This is a genomic window from Paenibacillus sp. FSL H8-0260, assembly GCF_045040625.1.
GTDB lineage: Bacteria > Bacillota > Bacilli > Paenibacillales > Paenibacillaceae > Paenibacillus_AQ > Paenibacillus_AQ odorifer.
Genome location: NZ_CP150298.1, coordinates 5682382 through 5700887, shown reverse-complemented (window position 1 = coordinate 5700887; position 18506 = coordinate 5682382). Strand labels below are relative to the sequence as shown.

16 protein-coding genes are annotated in these 18506 nt (G+C 46.9%); 8 read left to right on the top strand and 8 right to left on the bottom strand.

What is annotated here, in order from left to right:
• Positions 1-67: 67 nt before the first annotated feature.
• The 8 genes from nagA to MHI51_RS25270 all read right to left on the bottom strand — a co-directional run bounded on the left by nagA (position 68) and on the right by MHI51_RS25270 (position 9435).
• The gene (nagA, locus tag MHI51_RS25305) at positions 68-1252 is read right to left on the bottom strand and encodes an N-acetylglucosamine-6-phosphate deacetylase (protein ID WP_341003763.1); all 1185 of its coding nucleotides are present in this window, start codon (positions 1250-1252) and stop codon (positions 68-70) included.
• Positions 1240-1968 carry a glucosamine-6-phosphate deaminase gene (nagB, locus tag MHI51_RS25300; RefSeq protein ID WP_076130421.1) on the bottom strand — a complete coding sequence of 243 codons (729 nt, stop codon included), beginning with the start codon at positions 1966-1968 and terminating at the stop codon, positions 1240-1242. The genes nagA and nagB overlap by 13 nt, the downstream gene beginning before the upstream one ends.
• Positions 1968-2846 carry a MurR/RpiR family transcriptional regulator gene (locus MHI51_RS25295; RefSeq protein WP_076219325.1) on the bottom strand — a complete coding sequence of 293 codons (879 nt, stop codon included), beginning with the start codon at positions 2844-2846 and terminating at the stop codon, positions 1968-1970. Before MHI51_RS25295 ends, nagB begins: the two co-directional genes overlap by 1 nt.
• A gap of 229 nt (positions 2847-3075) precedes the next feature.
• The gene (locus MHI51_RS25290; protein WP_076130419.1) at positions 3076-4056 is read right to left on the bottom strand and encodes a LacI family DNA-binding transcriptional regulator; all 981 of its coding nucleotides are present in this window, start codon (positions 4054-4056) and stop codon (positions 3076-3078) included.
• Between the two features lie 197 nt (positions 4057-4253).
• Positions 4254-5858, bottom strand: a complete 1605-nt coding sequence (locus tag MHI51_RS25285; RefSeq protein WP_341003762.1) for an FTR1 family protein — start codon at positions 5856-5858, stop codon at positions 4254-4256.
• Positions 5859-6096: 238 nt separating this feature from the next.
• The gene (efeB, locus tag MHI51_RS25280) at positions 6097-7434 is read right to left on the bottom strand and encodes an iron uptake transporter deferrochelatase/peroxidase subunit (RefSeq protein WP_076219326.1); all 1338 of its coding nucleotides are present in this window, start codon (positions 7432-7434) and stop codon (positions 6097-6099) included.
• A gap of 5 nt (positions 7435-7439) precedes the next feature.
• Positions 7440-8327 (bottom strand): iron uptake system protein EfeO, encoded by an 888-nt coding sequence (gene efeO / locus MHI51_RS25275; protein ID WP_076219327.1) that lies wholly within the window; start codon positions 8325-8327, stop codon positions 7440-7442.
• Between the two features lie 940 nt (positions 8328-9267).
• The gene (locus tag MHI51_RS25270; protein WP_169744806.1) at positions 9268-9435 is read right to left on the bottom strand and encodes a hypothetical protein; all 168 of its coding nucleotides are present in this window, start codon (positions 9433-9435) and stop codon (positions 9268-9270) included.
• A gap of 215 nt (positions 9436-9650) precedes the next feature.
• Between MHI51_RS25270 and MHI51_RS25265 the strand changes: the two genes are divergently transcribed.
• The 8 genes from MHI51_RS25265 (at position 9651) to MHI51_RS25230 (ending at position 18241) form a co-directional block, all read left to right on the top strand.
• A complete protein-coding gene (locus tag MHI51_RS25265) occupies positions 9651-9875 on the top strand; it encodes a LuxR C-terminal-related transcriptional regulator (protein WP_019908812.1) in 225 nt (74 codons plus the stop codon).
• A gap of 166 nt (positions 9876-10041) precedes the next feature.
• Positions 10042-10803, top strand: a complete 762-nt coding sequence (locus tag MHI51_RS25260; protein ID WP_341003757.1) for a SagB/ThcOx family dehydrogenase — start codon at positions 10042-10044, stop codon at positions 10801-10803.
• A gap of 200 nt (positions 10804-11003) precedes the next feature.
• A complete protein-coding gene (locus MHI51_RS25255) occupies positions 11004-12023 on the top strand; it encodes a helix-turn-helix transcriptional regulator (RefSeq protein ID WP_179086330.1) in 1020 nt (339 codons plus the stop codon).
• Positions 12024-12194: 171 nt separating this feature from the next.
• Positions 12195-13976 carry an ABC transporter ATP-binding protein gene (locus MHI51_RS25250; RefSeq protein WP_341004314.1) on the top strand — a complete coding sequence of 594 codons (1782 nt, stop codon included), beginning with the start codon at positions 12195-12197 and terminating at the stop codon, positions 13974-13976.
• Complete coding sequence (locus MHI51_RS25245; protein ID WP_076194572.1) at positions 13973-15712, top strand: ABC transporter ATP-binding protein; 1740 nt, start codon at positions 13973-13975, stop codon at positions 15710-15712. Before MHI51_RS25250 ends, MHI51_RS25245 begins: the two co-directional genes overlap by 4 nt.
• A gap of 32 nt (positions 15713-15744) precedes the next feature.
• Positions 15745-16161, top strand: coding sequence for a hypothetical protein (locus tag MHI51_RS25240; RefSeq protein WP_081386447.1), 417 nt, complete (start codon positions 15745-15747; stop codon positions 16159-16161).
• Between the two features lie 623 nt (positions 16162-16784).
• Positions 16785-17684, top strand: a complete 900-nt coding sequence (locus MHI51_RS25235) for a hypothetical protein (protein WP_405173342.1) — start codon at positions 16785-16787, stop codon at positions 17682-17684.
• Positions 17685-17776: 92 nt separating this feature from the next.
• Entirely contained in the window at positions 17777-18241 is a 465-nt protein-coding gene (locus MHI51_RS25230; protein WP_076194578.1) for a phage tail protein, read from the top strand.
• The last annotated feature ends 265 nt before the right edge of the window (positions 18242-18506 follow it).

The window sequence follows — 18506 nt, the reverse complement described above, 5'->3', positions numbered from 1 at the left end:
TAAATAAAAAAGCAACAATCTCACCATCTGGAGAGAATTGTTGCTTTTTTGTTTGGAGCTAATTTTATTAAGTGGTGATTGGACGTCCGCCGATCCATACGCCGCGAATATTAAATTCAGCATCAAGGCGTAGGATATCGCCGCGTTTTCCAGCCTCCAAGGAGCCAATGCTTCGTTCCATTCCAATGGACGCCGCTGGCGTAAGGCTTGCAGCGCGGGAGGCCTCTTCCAAGCTGAGTCCTACCTCTTGGATCAGATAACGGAAGCCGCGAATCATCGTTAGTGTGCTTCCAGCTAGAGCAGCAGGATTATCTTTAAGGGTAGCGATGCCATCTTGAACGAGTACAGGTAAATCACCGATTGTATATTCACCATCACTAAGTCCAGTTGCAGACATGGCATCAGTAATCAGTAATAAATTGTTCTCTTTCTTGAGACGGGTCAATATAGAAATGGCTGCGGGATGAACATGAATCCCGTCGGCTATAATCTCTGCGCGAATGCGCTTATCGAACAAAATAGCTCCAGCCGCTCCAGGCTTACGGTGATGTAGGGGTGTCATCGCATTGAACATATGCACGGCTTGGTTAAGTCCAGCATCTGCTGCGGCAATAACCTCTTCAAAGGAGGCATCCGTATGCCCGAGCGCTGCAGTTATACCGTGCTTGCGCAGCCAGAGAATAGCTTCGAGGGCACCTTCACGTTCCGGAGCAAGCGTGACTTGCCGGATCATTCCTGGATAATCGTTCTCCCATTGTGCTAGCCACTCAATATTGGCAGGAACAATATGCTCTGGATTTTGTGCGCCGGACCATTTCGGGCTGATGAAGGGTCCTTCCAAATGCATGCCTGCGATTTGTGTGTAAGGCATTTCAGCAGCGCGATAAGCGCTGACTTCGGAGAATACTTGGTCAATAGCAGACTTGGAAGCGGTCATGGTTGTAGCCAGCATTGTTGTTGTTCCTTGGGAACTATGGAACTTAGTGATGGCATTCAGCGATTCAGTATCACTGTACATAAAGTCGTGGCCAGCTCCACCATGAACATGTACATCTACAAATCCGGGGATCAGAAGTTCCGTTGCTTGACCACTGGCAGGCCAATGCGCGTAACGCTCTGGAAGCCAAGCCGCATCGCCAGCATAGTGGATCTGCTCTCCAGATACAGCAATCACACCGTGCTCAATTAAACCTTGGGGAGTCAGTACCTTACCGAACAGCAACTGTTCTAGTTCTTTATTTATTTCAGCCATTTGCCTGCTCCTTCATCTACGAGAACGATTACATTTGGATGGCTCTGCAGCAAGGATGCAGGGCATTGGGTTGTAATCGGGCCTTCAACAGCATTGCGGATAGCTTCAGCTTTGCCGGCACCACGAACTAATAAGAGGATTTGGCGTGCTTTTAGGATGCCTCCAATGCCCATTGTGATCGCTTGCCGAGGGACCTCATCCAAACTGTCAAAGAATCTAGCATTTGCTTCCCGGGTATCTTCAAGCAGGTCGACGACATGGGTTTTGCTGCTGAGGTTAGCATCGGGTTCGTTGAATCCAATGTGGCCGTTGCTGCCAATACCGAGAATCTGCAAGTCAACGGGTCCGTTTTCTTCCAGCATTTTATCGTATGCAAGGCATTCTGCTTCCATATCCGCTGCGTTTCCGTTAGGGATATGTGTCTGTCCTGGATCAATATCTATATGGTTAAATAATTGCTCGTTCATGAAACTGCGATAGCTTTGTGGATGGTCGACAGGCAAGCCGATATACTCATCCAGATTAAAGGAAGTTGCTTTAGAGAAACTCACAAGTCCTTTTTGGTGCATTTCAACCAATTTGGCATAAACCCCAACTGGGGAGCTTCCGGTCGCAAGACCGAGCACGGCTTTAGGATTGCTTTGCAACAGGCTGGCAATAAGATTCGCACCCGTTTGTACGAAATCTTCATCACTATGGAACTTTAGAATATTCATTAGGATTGTCCTCCTCGTTTGTTTCGGTATTGTTGGACATTGAGATAAGATTGCTCCAGTCTAGGAATAAAATCCCCAAAACGGGTGCTGACCATTCCAGTGAACAAAATATCAATGATGTGAAGCTGAGCTATGCGTGAGGCCATGTCTCCCCGGCGCATGCCTTTCTCCAAAGATGAGGAGAATAGGGGGATATCCGCCAGAGTAGCCAAGGTGCTGCTGCCATAAGAGGTTAGCGCGATAGTGCTTGCTCCGCTAGCCTTCGCACACATCAAGGCATCAATGGTCTCGGGAGTCTCTCCCGAATAGGATACTGCAAATACGACATCACCTTCGGAGAGTGATGAAGCAGAGGTAATCTGCATATGGGAATCAGCAAAAGCAGTACAATTTACGCCTATGCGGATCAGCTTCTGATAGAAATCCTGAGCGACAATGGAAGAGGTCGCCATCCCGTATAGATCAACGCGGCGTGCTTGGCACAATAAATGAACTGCTGCCTGCAATCGCTCCAGATCTAACAGTGAGGTAGTATCCCGGATGGAGGTCAGATGGTTCGTCTGCATCGCTTCCACAATCACGGAGAGTGGGTTGCCGGCTACAATATCTTGATAAGAAGAGCCACCATCCTGCGGCGCGGCATCACTATGAGCAATTTCTGCTGCCAGCTTCACCTTGAAATCCGGAAAGCCTTTAAAATGAAGCACCTTACAGAAACGAGTGATCGTTGCCGGGCTTATTCCGCATTGTTCTGCTAATTCTGTAATGCCCATATGAACGATTTCGCCTGGTGAGGAGAGAATTCGTTCAGCCAGCTTTCGTTCCATTTGAGAGAGCTTGGCCTTTTCATGCTCGAGTGCATGCAGTATTGGGGACATTCATTCATCCACCTCGTTTCAATGGGGTATTGAAATTATTTTTATGATTATTAACTGAATTCAGAAAATTATTTTCATATTTAGGATAAAACAAATTCCATTCGGAAGCAAGGGATAAAAATGAATACTAAAGGGGAATATGCAAAAATAAAAAACGGTCTACTCGCAGAAGGCTGCAAAGTGGACCGTTAAAATGATGTAATTACTGAGATATAAGATAAAAAGGATACTATACTGTATTGCGTTCTATAATACGGTACTCAAGCTTGCGATGAACGGGTTGTCCATCATTTCGCTGGATCTGATCATAGATAATCCGAAAAGCGGATATGCCCATTTCAGTTAACTGATTATCTACAGTGGTCAGACCTAACGTTCGGCCGATAGGCTGATCATCAAATCCAATGACGGCCAAATCTTCAGGAATGCGGATACCCTTTTTCCAAGCTTCGATGATTAAACCAGCCGCTATATGATCGCCTGCTGAAATAATCAGGGCATCAGGACGATTCTTCATCTGCAGCAGTTGGTGAAGTACGCGGGCACCATCCTCTTCGGTCAGACAGTTATAGATCATCCATTCATCATTGTAAGGCTGATCTGTAGCTTCTAGAAAGTCTCTAAAGGCAATTTGGCGGATAGAGCTGCTGCTGCCGTGTGGTCTTCCTTCACAGTAGCCAATATGGCGGTAACCTTTATCATTCAAATATTGAAGGCCACTGCGAAAAGCAGAATAATGCTCAATATATACAGAAGAAAATTGGCGTTCTCCCCTATCCTGACATACCACAATAGGGCCATAAGCTGTATATTCTTCAATAGCTTCTGAGCTCATTGTTGAAGAGACCATAACTACACCGTCAATTTCTTTGTTCCGCAGCATCTCAAGCACCTTAATTTCTTCTTCCGTACGATAATCGGTTTGGCAGAGAACGAGCCGGTATTGAGCCAGCAGTGCTTCTTGAGCCAAGCCTGCAATAATGACTGAGAAATAAAATAAGTTGGTATACGGAATAATAACAGCTATAGCTTGAGTCCGCCCAGTGATCAGATGCACGGCGTTCATATTACGCGTGTAGTTTAATTTCTCAATAGTATTTAGGACTGCGGTTCGTTTGACTTCACTTACATAAGGGTGATTATTGAGCACCCGCGAGACTGTTGTCACGGAAACACCAGCCATACGGGCAATTTCTTTAATATTAGCCATTAGAGTACAACAGCCTCCCTTTTGTGCTTGTGTATAGTCATTTTATTTTATCATATTGTCCGCAAATTACCTTCCAAATAAAAAGCTTGCTATGGAATCCATTTCATAAATTAGACTGTAAATGCAAGAGATTACCGGACTAAACCGGCGTAACCACAAGGGCGTGACGGACCGGTATATCTATTGTATTAATAAAACTAAGCTGTTCGTGAAGCCTTTGGCGATCTGTTCCGAAACAGCTCCCACACAATAAACAACAGGACAAGCAGCTGTGGAAGCAAGGTTTCCCAAGTGGGATACATGCCAAGCCAGTTGATTGAAGGCAAGCCCTCTTGTGCATGTGCAGGAAGTTTGCCGGCAACCTGAAGCGAGTGAATGCTCTCCCCAAGAAAGCGGAATACTAGGTAATAAATTAGAATTGTAGCTGTACGGAAGAAGGCGGCAATCGGTAATTTTGCACTCAAGGCAATAATTGCATAACCTACAATACCAAGAATAATCAGAGCACATCCAATCCCAAGCAGTAATTGAGACAGCTTGATGGATGGAGCCATGCCCACATAAAAAATTGTAGTTTCTGCACCTTCACGTAAAATAGCAAGCGCTGCAACGGAGGACAGTGACCAAAGGTTTCCTTTGGCCAGCGCGCCATCAACTTGCCTACCCACGTAGTTGTTCCAATTTGCAGTGTTTGATTTGCTATGTAACCAGCGTCCGATTGTGAGCATCATAACTACTGCGACAAGACCAGTAATTCCTTCAATCATCTCCCGTGCTCCCCCGGAAGCTGCCCGAGAAATGGTATAAGTGAGCACAACAGCCAATCCGATACTTGCGATGAGGCCGACAGCTGCACCGGACCAGATCCATTTTTGCGCTTTGGCGTTCCCATCACGTTTCAGGTAAGCAAGAAGAGCTGACAAGACGAGAATAGCCTCAAGCCCTTCGCGCAAGAGAATCAAAGCGGCATCCCAAGCATTATAAGTGGTTTCACCAGCCAAAGGCGTTAGTTCGCTAAGCATATTGTTCATGATGGTTAAAGCTTGATCCAGTTTAGGCGGATTTGAGAGCAGGTAACCTGTGACAGCCGCACTCTCATTTTCGATATTGTTGTAGACTGTTGGTGAGGCGATCTGGACTTGCCCTTCGGCAGAAGGCCAGGCTACGATGAATTGCTCCATGATGTTAGCGGCTTCTGTGCTGTTATTGTCTTTGGCAGCGGAGGATGCTTTGTTCAGGTAGCTGATTAGTCCCTCTATAGAAGCTGGTTCACTGGAAGTATCCCCAGCGTCAATGGTTTTGCCTTCACTGTAATCAGCCAGCAGTTGATACAGAGCTTCTGCTTCCGATTTCGCCGATGCCTCGCGAAGCGGTTCAGCCTGCAGCGCAATCCGCAGCAGGCTTATTCGCGTCTCCAGCAGGCTGTAGACGGCGGAATCGTCCGCCCGGATGTTGCGCTCCGCCGGCTTCCATCCGCTGACGATGTCGCGGTACGCTGCCGCTGCCGCGCTCCAGTCGGCGCTGCGCGCCGCATCCCGCGTGCGTTCCGCCGCGGGCAAAAGCTTCGCCGCCGTCTCGCGTCCGGCGGCTCTGGTGTCACCGCCGACCGTGCCGGAGGCGGCGGTGACGTACGCGTCCACGCTTCTCGCGAGCGTGGACAGTGCGGTTTTGGCGGGCTCGCCGCCGCCCGCCGCAAGGGCTTTCGCCGCGTCTGCAAGCGCGGCGTCAACGGCAGCAGCCGGACCAGCGAGTGCCGGGTCCGGCGTGCCTGTGTTCGCGGTGCGCCACAGCGCAGCGAACACTTCTACATCGGCCGCGGCCGCGTCCCAGCGGCTCTGGCCGGCTTCGACGAGTGCGCTGCCGACCGGCGGCAGGAGCTCGTCGACCGTGCCATCGCCCTCCGCCCCCGCGGGGCTGGAGAGCAAAAGCATACACAAAAAGCCAAACAGAATCAGCAAGGCAACCTTTGGCATTTGCCGTTTAGGATGCGTAAGAGATAACATCGGGATAATCCCCCTTCAATAATGGACAGCCATAAATTTAGCTTAGTAGTGTTTCCCCGATAAAGCCGCCTCTGCGGACACCGGGGAAGCAGGCAAATACAGCGCTGCCGGTGTGAGTCATATATTCGTTCAAAAGATCAGTCTTAGAGAGGCGCTGCTGAATGGCAACGAATTGTTTCATTAAATCACGTTGAAAGCTAATGAATAACAAACCTGCATCAAGCTGGCCCGTGGTGACGTCCAAACCGCTGGAAAAAGAATAGGAGCGGCGCAGCATTTTGACTGTACCGTCACCATGCGCCAATGCGGAATGTGAATTCACCGGAATGACAGGTTTCCCGGAAGCGTCCGCAGCTGAAAGATCCAGATCATCGAATTCATCCTTAGCTCCGAGTGGAGCTCCGGTGTGACGATAACGCCCGAAGGTAGCCTCCTGATCACTTAGCGAAGACCGATCCCAGACTTCAATACGCAGACGCACCCGGCGTACCGCCATATAAGTGCCGCCGCTCATCCAAGAGGGACCGTCACTGCTGCTGTTCCAGACCACTTTGTTCATTTCAGCGTTATCGGTAGTATCGGGATTGCCCGTGCCGTCTTTGAAACCCAAAAGATTGCGTGGCGTAGCCCCCTTGGGATCCGCTGCTCCAGTGCGTTGAAAACCTTCCTGTGTCCAGCGCAGTACAGCAGTCCCCCGGGCGATACGCGCCAGATTGCGGATCGCATGGAATGCGACCTGCAGATCATCCGCACAGGCTTGCACACAAATATCCCCGCCACACCATTTCGGATCAAGATTGTCACCCGCAAATGCCGGAAGATCGGCCAATAGGGCTGGGCGTTTCGAAGCTAAGCCGAATCTTTCATCAAAAAAGGAAGGACCAACACCAAAGGTCAGCGTACACCGTGCAGGGTTTAGCCCGTCCGCTTCCCCGGTGTCTGAGGGTGGAAGATTAGGGTTGTCATTTACGTCACCAATAAGCTCGCCAGTAGTAAGAGCGGCAGCGGCAGTGGTCCATGCTTGCATTAGTTTTTTCACATCGGCCAGTTTGGTTGTGGTGAAATCAAAGGCAGCAAAATAAATAAAGTTCTGTGCAGGTGTCAAAATCCCCGCCTGATGGCTCCCATAAAAAGGAATGGAACTGGAATCACCTTCTGCGGCCTTCGTTGGCTCAGCTACAGCATTACGCGCAGCCATAATTCCACCGACACCTCCGCCCCCTAACAAAAGACCAAGGCCAGTGGCGCCAGTAAGCCGCAGCATATCGCGGCGGCTTAATTTTTTACCAAATATAGGCTCATTCTTCGATTGATCATTAAGAGGGGGACTTTCAGGATTACCTGGTACTCCAGTGAACTTGTTATGTTTATTCATGAGGGTCACACTCCTAGAATAGTTCCCATATTGGACAATGGCTCAGCCAAGGCGTCCAAATTCTGACTCAGTTTACGTACTTCATCTTCTTTCAGCTCTTCATAGGAAACATATCCATCTCCAGATTTGAAAGGGGCAAGCTCAGCTTGCAAGGCAGCGAATCGTTCACCAATGGTTTTTTCAAGATCGGCATCTTTTTTAGCTAGTTCTGGTTTTAACAGCTCGTATATCTTTTGCGCACCCTCAACGTTTGCGACGAAATCATACAGGTCTGTGTGCGAGTAACGTTCTTCCTCTCCGGTTACTTTTGAGGAGGAGACCTCATTTAAAAGCTCAACAGCACCAGTTACGAGCAGATTCGCGTTGATCTCAACGGTCTCAACTTTCGCACGCAGCAGCTGTGCATCTTTCAGCAATTGGTCAGCAACTTCTGTCATGTCTTTAGTTGTATTGTCCTGCCAGAGTGCTTTCTCAAGCTTGTGGAAACCGCGCCATTCTGCCGCATCTACATCATTTTCCCGGGCATCGATATTTGGGTCCAAGTCACCAAGTGCTTCTGCAATAGGCTCAATCCGTTCATAATACATGCGGGCAGGAGCGTATAGCGCCTTAGCCTCATCAATCTTGTCCTCTTTTACAGCGTTGGTGAAACTCTCTGTTTGCTTCACAAATTCATCACATTGCTGGATGACGTATGTGCGATATTGATCTATAGCTGACGTGAAGTCAGCGGTGGCAGTCTCTGGTGTGTTGGTAGCTGCAGCAGTCGTCGGTGCGTTGGTGGCTGTAGTGCTGTTGGCAGCAGTATTTGTAGAGTTGTTGTTATTGGCACATCCAGTGAACAGTATGGAGGCCGCAAGTAGACTTGCAGGCACAGCATAAGTAAATTTCATTAAAAAAACACCCCTTTTTTTATATCTAAATGATAATCGTTATCAATTATGCTGGACTTATCATAAGTCCGTATACAATTACTGTCAATATAAAAATGTGATGTATCTCATTGTAATAATGGCACGACAAAAAACTCCCAGGGTTGGGAGTATAGTTTGTAGCAATGTATCCGATTACAATTGAAAAAGCAGAATAGTAACCGCGCCAGCGAACTTTTGCGCATAAGCAGTAACTAAAGGACCCAGATAACGCTAAATGCAGCATTATTCGATATTTGAGCCGCTATCGGACCGCATAGTCGCTATTGGCTTGAAAAGTACCGAATATGAGCCTGTTTCTAAGGAATAGCGTCACTGGAGTCCGAAACTTCGCTCAAAAGGCGATAAATTTGTTAATAACGCCATCTGGGTCCGAAAGCCTCAGTAGGGGCTGATGAATACACTATTGGAGCGGGCAGCCGACCCGTCGAACCAGCGAACCATTGCGCGCACGCAGCAGTAACCGCCCCAGCAAACTTTTGCGCATAAGCAGTAACTAAAGGACCCAGATGACACTACATGCAGCATTATTCGATATTTGAGTCGCTATCGGACCGCATAGTCGCTATTGGCTTGAAAAGTACCGAATATGAGTCTGTTTCTAAGGAATAGCGTCACTGGAGTCCGAAACTTCGCTTAAAAGGCGATAAATTTGCAAATAACGCCATTTGGGTCCGAAAGCCTCAGTTGGGGCTGGTGAATACACTATTGGAGCGGGCAGCCAACAGCCTACAACATAAAGCAGCGATTCCCATTAATGGCGAATCGCTGCTCTAAGTCGTTTACGATGTTTAAATGAAGGGAACCGTCTCATTTATAGTTAATTAAGCTGTTAATGTGACAGTTCCATTCTTTGAAGGTTTGATCTGCTTAAGAATAAGATCAAAGCGTCATCCGCTTTTTATCGTTCATTATGGGATTCATGATCTGCAGAGGGTTGGTTTTCGAACACTTCTGCAGCTTCCTCTGCAGAAAATTCAGGTTCGAATTTACCTACGAGTGGTAATTTGTTTAATTTCGTTGTTTGTACTTCTGCTTTGGTAGGTTGATTGTTTTTTGAATGGCTCATACATACACCTCCTTTAATAAGGAACAACAAACCGTAGTTTGCCCTGAAAAAAGATGTTCTTATTCATGAAAATTTCAGGCTTTTGCATTTGAATGAACTAAGCCCATTTTATAATTGTGACAGCACCATTAACATCAACACTACATAATATGTTTTGACTGTATCCCTTTACCTTGTTATACCAAACAAACCCAGGGCAAGGAGGGGTGACACCATTGAAGGGGAACGAACACCACAGCAAATTTCTGTTGACTCATCGTGAGCGCGAAGTTTTTGAGCTTCTCGTGCAGGACAAAACGACTCGTGATATCGCTGGCTTATTATTTATCAGCGAAAAAACAGTTCGAAACCACATTTCCAATGTAATGCAAAAACTAAACGTTAAAGGCCGTTCACAAGCGGTTGTCGAGCTGATCAAGCTTGGGGAGCTGAAAATATAGCTGGCCATGTCTTCGGAAGTGACGCGTTTAAGCCTTCTTTTGCCCTTCGGGGCAAAGGGAGGTTTTTTGTTTACTCACCAAAACAACTGAAGAGTGAGTTAGATCACCGTATGATTTTTATGGCATGATAAATTAGAGATATTAAGGTAGTTCAGGAGGATCTGTTATGACCAGATATGAACAACAAAGAAATTTTCTGAAATCCAATTTTCATGAATTCAAACATATCAAAACAGATAAGATCAAGGGAATTGCACAACCGCCAATTGTTAAGCTATTTGATTCAGATGCACTAATTATTGATTTGCCCAAGGTCAGCAAAGACGTTGTGAGTAAAGATAATATTTTTGATTGTATAGATCAAAGAAGAAGTACACGGTTCTATTCTGAGGATACTGTGAGTCTGGAGGAGTTATCCTATTTATTATGGGCTACCCAAGGAATTAGCGGCATGAATAAGAACGGACTTACGCTGCGGACTGTACCCTGCAGTGGGGCGACGCACACCTTTGAAACCTATTTAATGATTATGCGTGTAGAGGGCATTGGGCAAGGGATCTACAGATATCTGCCTGTGGAACATAAGCTCTTATTTATGTTTGAATTAGATCAACTTGAACAAAAGATTGATGCTATTACTTTGGATCAGCCCTTTGTCCCTAACTTTGCCAAAAAGGCTTCTGTATTGTTTGCCTGGAGTACCACACCCTACCGCTCCGAATGGAAGTATGATATTTCTGCTCACAAAAAAATCCTCATCGATGTTGGACATGTCTGCCAGAACCTTTATTTAGCCAGCGAATCCATCGGTGCAGGTGCTTGCGCAATTGGAATCTATGATCAAAAGTTGATAGATGAGATTTTAGAATTAGACGGTGATGAAGAGTTTGTTATCTATCTTGGGGCAGTTGGGAAGAAACGAGAGTAGCTATGAAGGCTAGATGCAGCTTCAGAAGTGAGACATATAAGCCTTTTTCACCCTTCGGGGTGGGGAAGGTTTTTTTGATTATAATCCAGTGTATTTGCCCAACTGCTCAGTCTGAACGAAGAGGAAATCGTAATGTTTAATTGATAATCATTCTCATTGCATATATAATTAACCCAAAGTAAGAGGAAGCAGGGATGTGCATGGAGCGAAGCAATGGACTGAAAGAAGCAGAAACGATTGATGCCCATAAGACGCTTACATGTGAAGGGGTAGATTATAATTATCGTTTTGATGGGGCTCATTTTGAGATTAAACCTCCAGTCGAAATAGGGGAAGGCAGTTGCCGCAGCCTGCTTAGCCATGGGTATATCCAGATGACAGATTTTAATCTCTGTTTTAATCGGGATATCGAAGCGAAGGGCAATTTTAGCACTCCGCGTACAGAGCTGGCATTCTGCATGGGGCATGGCATTGAGTGGGGGACCTCGCTGAAATCGGACTATTTTGTTATAGATACAGGAGAAATTGCGCTGTTTCATGGCGGAGTAAGAAGTGAAAACTGCACATACCTGAGTGGAGCGGGGTACCGATTCATCAGCATAGATATGAGCCCTGCACAATTTGAGCGGATGACCAGTGGTCTGACTGAGGATACACGGCTTCGCATCGGAGCTGGTGCGGGTTTGTTTTTTGGAAAAAATAACATCACACCATCCATCCGCTTCATTCTATCGCAGATTGCGGATTGTTCCTATAGCCATGGCATGCGTGAACTTTATCTGGAGGGCAAAATGCTGGAGCTTATGGCGGTCTATCTCAATGAATCTTTATATGAAGCAGACCGGATTCCACGCTCGGTCAAGCTGTCCAGAGAGGATATGGAGAGCCTGCGGCTCGCTAAGGAGATTTTACAGCGTGATTATTTGCACCCGCCGACGCTTGCAGGCCTTTCTCGCATTATATGCCTCAATGAGTTCAAGCTGAAAAAGGGCTTTAAGGAAATGTTTGGTTATACCGTGCATGCCTACGTTATCGAACAACGGATGCAGAGAGCGCAGCAGCTGCTGGAACAAGGGAGTATGACTGTAAGTGAAGCAGCCTCCAGAGTTGGATACGGTAATGTGAGTCATTTCTCGGCAGCCTTCCGCAAAAAGTTCGGTGTGCGTCCAGGAGAATATCTGATCAGCGGCAGGCAGCGTCTCTTCGGTATTAAGTTGTAAGTCCGTATCCTGCACAGATGCTCCTGATTTGGTTAATTATAATCCCTTAAACGGTAGCAATCGTGAACAACGTTCCTATACACTAGTGCACAGAGAATCATTCTCAGTGCACTTTTTTTGCGCGTAATTACCAAGAGTGGGGGAACGGCTGTGAGTAAAACCAAAACCGGCATGCCAAGGCTGCTGGAGATCGCCGGAGAGAAGCGAGGTTTGCTGCTCTTGTCCGGAATATTGTCATCTGTCAGCGCTGTATTGATGCTGATTCCGTTTTTGTCTGTTTATTTCATTTTGGCAGAGCTGCTGCGCCATGCTTCATCGCCTGGACAGGTCGACGGTGCGTATATGATCCGCTGGGGGTGGATTGCACTTGGAGGGTTAATCGGAGGGCTGGTGACTTCGTATTGTGGTATTATGTGCTCGCATATTGCGGCTTTTCGTATTCAATATAATTTGCGTGTGCGAATGACCGAGCATTTGGGCAGATTGCCGCTCGGTTTCCTGAACGGGACTTCAACAGGCGTGGTCAAGAAGACGCTAGAGCAGAATGTCGACAAGGTGGAAAATTTCGTAGCGCATCAGCTTCCCGATTTAGTCAGCGTGCTGGCTTCTACAGTGCTGATGATCGTGGCGATGTTTTGGCTTAGTCCGCCGTTGGCGGTAGCTTGCCTGCTGCCGATAATTATAGGATTAGGTGTGCAGTCAGCGCTTATGATGAGCAGCAGAGGCAAGGCCAGTGTGAAGCAGTATCATGATTCGTTGGAGCAGATCAATACTTCGGCGGTGCAGTATGTACGGGGGATGCCCGCGGTTAAGGTGTTCGGGCAGACGGTGCATTCTTTCAGAAAGTTCTACAGTGATATGACCAGCTACCGCGATTATTGTCTGGAGTATACGGACCGTTATCAAACAGGTTATATCTTATTCAAAACATTGCTTGCGTCACCGTTTACCTTTATTTTGCCGGTGGGCGTCTTCATGCTAAGCGGTCGGCCGGATTCCATGTCCTTTGCGCTGGTGCTGTTGTTCTTTCTGATTATGGCACCCGGCGTTTCATCTCCGCTCTACAAGCTACTTCTGCTGGCTTCAAGCACTCGGGATATTGGCGAAGGCGTGGAGCGGATGGACCGTCTCTTGGCACAGCAGCCTGTACCGGAAATAGCAGAACCGCTATCTCCGCATACTTTTGACGTTGAATTTGTCGATGTAACCTTCTCCTACAGTGAAGATGCAGGGACTGCAGCGGCGCTCAGCGAAGTCTCATTCCGTGCGGAACAAGGGAAGGTTACAGCACTGGTAGGCCCGTCAGGTTCGGGAAAATCGACGGTGGCCAGCTTGGTGCCGCGGTTCTGGGACCCGCAAGTGGGTGCAATCCGCATCGGTGGAGTCGACATTCGCCATATGGCAATCCATGAATTAATGAATACAGTTGCTTTTGTATTTCAGGAAACCTTCCTGTTCTATGACACTTTGTATGAGAATATTGCTGTCGGCAAACCGGGAGCGACTTTGGAGGAAGTCCAGGCTGCAGCCAGAGCGGCACAATGCGACGAGTTCATTACTCGGCTGCCGCAGGGATACGATACGTTAATTGGTGAAGGCGGTGTCTATCTCTCGGGTGGTGAGGAGCAGCGCATTGCAGTAGCTCGGGCTATTCTCAAAAACGCACCAGTGCTCGTGCTCGACGAAGCGACTGCTTTTGCCGACCCGGAAAATGAGTTTCATATGCAGTTAGCACTTACGGAGCTTATGCGCGGCAAGACGGTTATTGTTATTGCTCACCGACTCTCCTCTATACGTGAAGCTGCACAAATTCTGGTGCTGCGGGATGGAGAAATCGTGGAACGTGGAGAGCATGCAGGTTTGATTGAGGCGGAGGGGCTTTACGCAAAAATGTGGCATGCCTACAGTGACGCCGGAGATTGGCATATGGAAAAAGGAGGGGATCAGCTATGAAGGTATTGCATAATATTACTGCCGGTAAACCGCAGCAGTTGCTGAAGCCTGTACTTTTTTCTTTGCTGGCTAATCTAGTTAGTGTGCTGCCGTTCGCGCTTGTAATTGAGGCGGTGCGGTTGATTTTTGCCCCTTATATTACTGTAGGCGCAGAACTTCAGACAGAACGCCTTTGGTGGATCTGCGCAGGACTTGTCGCCGTCATGGTGCTGATGTTCCTGAGTGAGATTCCCGCCTATCGCACCGCTTACCGCGGGGCATACAATGTTGCTGCACAGGGACGTGCGGAATTAGCAGAACATCTGCGGAAGCTTCCGCTGGGTTACCTGACTCGCCGGGACCCAGGTGATTTAGCCAATATGATGATGGGCGATTTCACGCTCGTTGAGACGGGCATTTCACATCTGCTGCCACAGCTTGCGGGAGCTTTTGTCCTGCCGATATTTGCACTTGCTGGTTTACTGTTTCTGGACTGGCGGATGGCGCTTTCTATGTTCGTAGCGCTGCCGGTTGCTCTCCTGATCATGTATATATCGGGCAAGCTGCGGCGGAGACTCGGAGCGGATCATATGAAGGCCAAGCTGAACGCTGCGAACCGCTTGCAAGAATACTTGAACGGTATACGGGTGATGAAGGCCTATAACCTGACGGGAGAACGATTTGTCCGTCTGGATAACTCTTTTAAAACTTTGATGAAGGAAAGTGTGAAGCTGGAAGGGATGTTCGGTCCGGTTATTCTAACCGCTATGGCTCTTCTTCGTGCGGGACTGACCTTAATGGTATACGTAGGTGTTCATCTATTATTAGGGGGGGAGCTCGGTATTTTGCAGTTGGCAGTATTCCTTATTGTCGGCACACGTATCTATGATCCATTGACCACAGCGCTAGCCAATTATGCCGAATTCCGCTATAACGAACAAGCGGGTGAACGTATAGTAGACCTGCTACGCCAGCCGGTAATGACAGGTAATACGAGTCCTCTTCCTAAAAGCAGCACCATTCGGTTTGACAATGTAACCTTCAGCTATGGAGGAGAGCCTGTTCTTAAAAATTTAAGTCTGGAAATGCCGCAAGGTTCACTAACTGCAATTGTGGGCCCGTCAGGCAGCGGCAAGAGTACAGTGCTGCGCCTGATCTCACGTTTCTATGATCCTGAAGAAGGGAGCGTTCTGCTAGGTGGGCGCAACATCAAGGATATTGATCCAGAACATCTGCTAGGATCTGTATCGGTGGTGTTTCAGGATGTGTACCTATTCCAAGATACCATCGGGAACAACATTGCTTTTGGGCGGCCGGGGGCGTCGCAGCGGGATATTCAGCAGGCAGCGCAAATGGCTCACTGCCATGATTTCATCATGAAATTACCGCTTGGTTATGACACGCCGGTAGGCGAAGGCGGCAGTACGCTGTCCGGAGGGGAGAAGCAGCGAATTTCCATTGCCCGTGCGATTCTCAAGAACGCTCCAATTGTGCTGTTGGATGAAGCTACTGCATCGCTTGACCCGCAGAATGAGGCCGAAATCCAGAAAGGAATTGATGCGTTGATTACAGGCAGAACCGTCATTGTTATCGCCCACCGGTTGAAAACCATACGCGGTGCGGACAACATTATCGTACTGGAAGATGGTCGGCTGGTCGAGCAGGGACGACATGAAGCCTTACTGTTGCGCGGCGGACTGTACGACCGGCTCTGGAAGCTGCAACAGCAATCCGTTGGATTCCGCATCACATCTTAGGCAATGCTCGGCACATTTTAGGAGGGAAACGTATGGCTATAACAAAGGATGAATCCGCTTGGCCGATCATAAGCCTTAGTTTGGGGGAGGCGTTTGATCAGGAGACAGTAGAAGAATATATCGCATATTGGGAAGAACTGCTCGCGCGCCGATCTGCCTTCGGCCTGCTGATGGTGCATTCTGCTGAGAAAAACACACGTCCAGAGCGTGCGGTCACACAGCTGTATATGAACTGGTGCAAGATGAACAAGCGGGAAATCGCCCAATATTGTTCAGGCATCGCGGTCGTAATGCAGAATGCAAAGTTGCTTGCTGTCTACAAGCCAGTTACAGCGTTGTCCACTAAAAGAACCTACGGCTGCCCCGGAGGCGCCTTCTCTGGAGAGGCTGAGGCGATAAGGTGGCTGGAGGAGCAATTGACTAAGACACCCTCAGGTACGAAAACCTAATATAGCTGCCCATATTTTGGGGATACACATTTAAGCTTTCTTCACCCATTTGGGTGGGAAGGCTTTTTTTTGTCTAGAAAGATAAGAATCCGCCAACCGCTCACAACCAACGTGTCAGAGTAAGCTTTTTGAAATATAAATGGGGTGTGTTGGATGAAGATAAATAATAATTATTTGAAAGAACAATTAAACCAAGAAGTTTGTAGAGGAATTAGGTTTTTAAACATTAGAGGACGATCTCTAGCCAATGGTTATTTCAAGTGGTCGAAGAGATGATGGAATTCTTTATTATTGACTTGCTGAAGTTACCTGATGACCTACCAATCCTAATAGATTTAGGAATAATGCCTGAATTTATATTACCGTTTATCCCGGAAGAGAGAATGCACTAAGCTGGGCATCAAAACCATAGAAAGAACACCAAACATGAGCGTAGAAGAACAATTTAGGTTAGTTCGTGAACATTTTAAAAATGTAGGGATGACCGAAAGGTATACCTACTCAAAGAAACCATTTCTTTGTCAGGGATGGTTTCTTCATAACTAGAAAAGTACACAGGTATGCCCGTATAATAAATAGGAGCAAGTAATTGGAAGTAGATTGATGATGAGGGGAGAGAAGACATGTTTTTCTTTAAAAAAAATAAAGGCATCACAAAAGAGGAGCTACAGGCCCTGGTTGAAGGCTTGGAGCAGGCTTATATGGATAAGGATGAAGAAGGTTTGAGCAAAAGATTTCATCCAGATAAGAGGGGAATGTCCTTTTTAAATCACTTTCAATTAATGATGACATTTCAAATCTATAATATAAAATCTGAAATTCTCGAATTTGAATTGCTGTCAATGGATGCCACTAAAGCAGTCTTTACATACACTCGGAAGCACATTCATACCTGTATCAACCCCGCCGATGAACGTGAGGAAAAAAGAAATCAAATTATCAGTTATTACGTTGAGGCTGTGAAGGAGAATGGTTCAATTTGGATTACGAGGTACAGCCCTTATAGCACGATTTATGTAGATAAGAAGGGTGATTTCCTTAGTGGTGTGGATGCGGTCATTCCTCCTGGAGAAGAGATCAATTCAGGCATTGCGCGATTCATCCCGTATTTTCAGCTTGATAGCTATGTACCTGCAACCTTCCATATCTACAGTAACAGTCAATTTATCGGATATTATCCGTTAGGAGAATACCATCGGTACGAACCTTCGCATACGTTCACGATTAATTATTTTGATAAGATAGAGGCATCTTCTGTAGAGAAGCATACAGCGGATTATATCTCCCAAGAAACCTTGTTGACTGCTCAAGTACTGCATCAGACTGTTAATAGCTCTATAGTAGAGACACAGTTGATGAACAATAATGTATTAGAGCATGAACTTGTTACCAGCCTGCTTACGAAGGATGGGTTCTATATGATTAGATTTCTGTATGACAAAGGGGAGCCGATCCCGCCAGAGGAGCGAGAAAAGTGGAAGCGTGAGATGGTCACTTTAATAGAAAAAGAGCACAGCAGTTAACACAGAAACTTGCCGTTACAGACAACACGCGAACCGTATCCTAAGTAACGATAAGTTTTTTTGGTAATAATGAGAGAAAAGGAGAGATGAAAATGTCCTATATCGTTGATTTTAAAAATGTGTCTACGGTTGGGTTAGAATCTTCACCTGTAGTAGATGCACTTGCTGGTCTGCGTGCTAATGAGGCCCGTTACTTTATGAACAAATACAAACATGAGTTTACGGTTGTACGAGCCAGCGAAAGTCAGGAGACCCTTGATTATGTGAACCGAATTTTAAAAGAAGAACGCGATATTGAGTTTGCGGCCAAGCCTTTAGAAACGTCGCGTTTTCAAGTGGAAAATATTAAATTCGCTTATGTCTTTTATGAGGATGGTCTTGCGGTGAACGTTATGTATACGGTGGATGACCCTAAGAAGCGGGCTGTTGGTTTTAAGCTTTCTGAGGGGATGGAGATCCCAAAGGAGCTAGAAGAGAAGTTTAAGTTTGCTAGGCAGAAGTCCAAGCTAGCCGGAACAATTCGGGGTTCGTTTTTTGTAATTAAAGGAGAGTATTAAGGTTAGCAAAATTGCAACTTAATCAATGAGAGGGCCATCCTGTAAAAGGATGGCCCTAAATCTTGCCGATATAGATAATTTGCGTAGGTTATCTATGGGAATGGACTCTCATTCAAGAGGCCGAATTTATTATATAGAGCAACGAAAACTGGAGTTGCGAGCGTACTTCATAATTATTTTGCATGAATAGCTGGGACGGTAGAATGTACGGTATAAATCCCGTAGAAAAGAGCTGAAGTGGCTGAAACGGTAGAATGTACGGTAT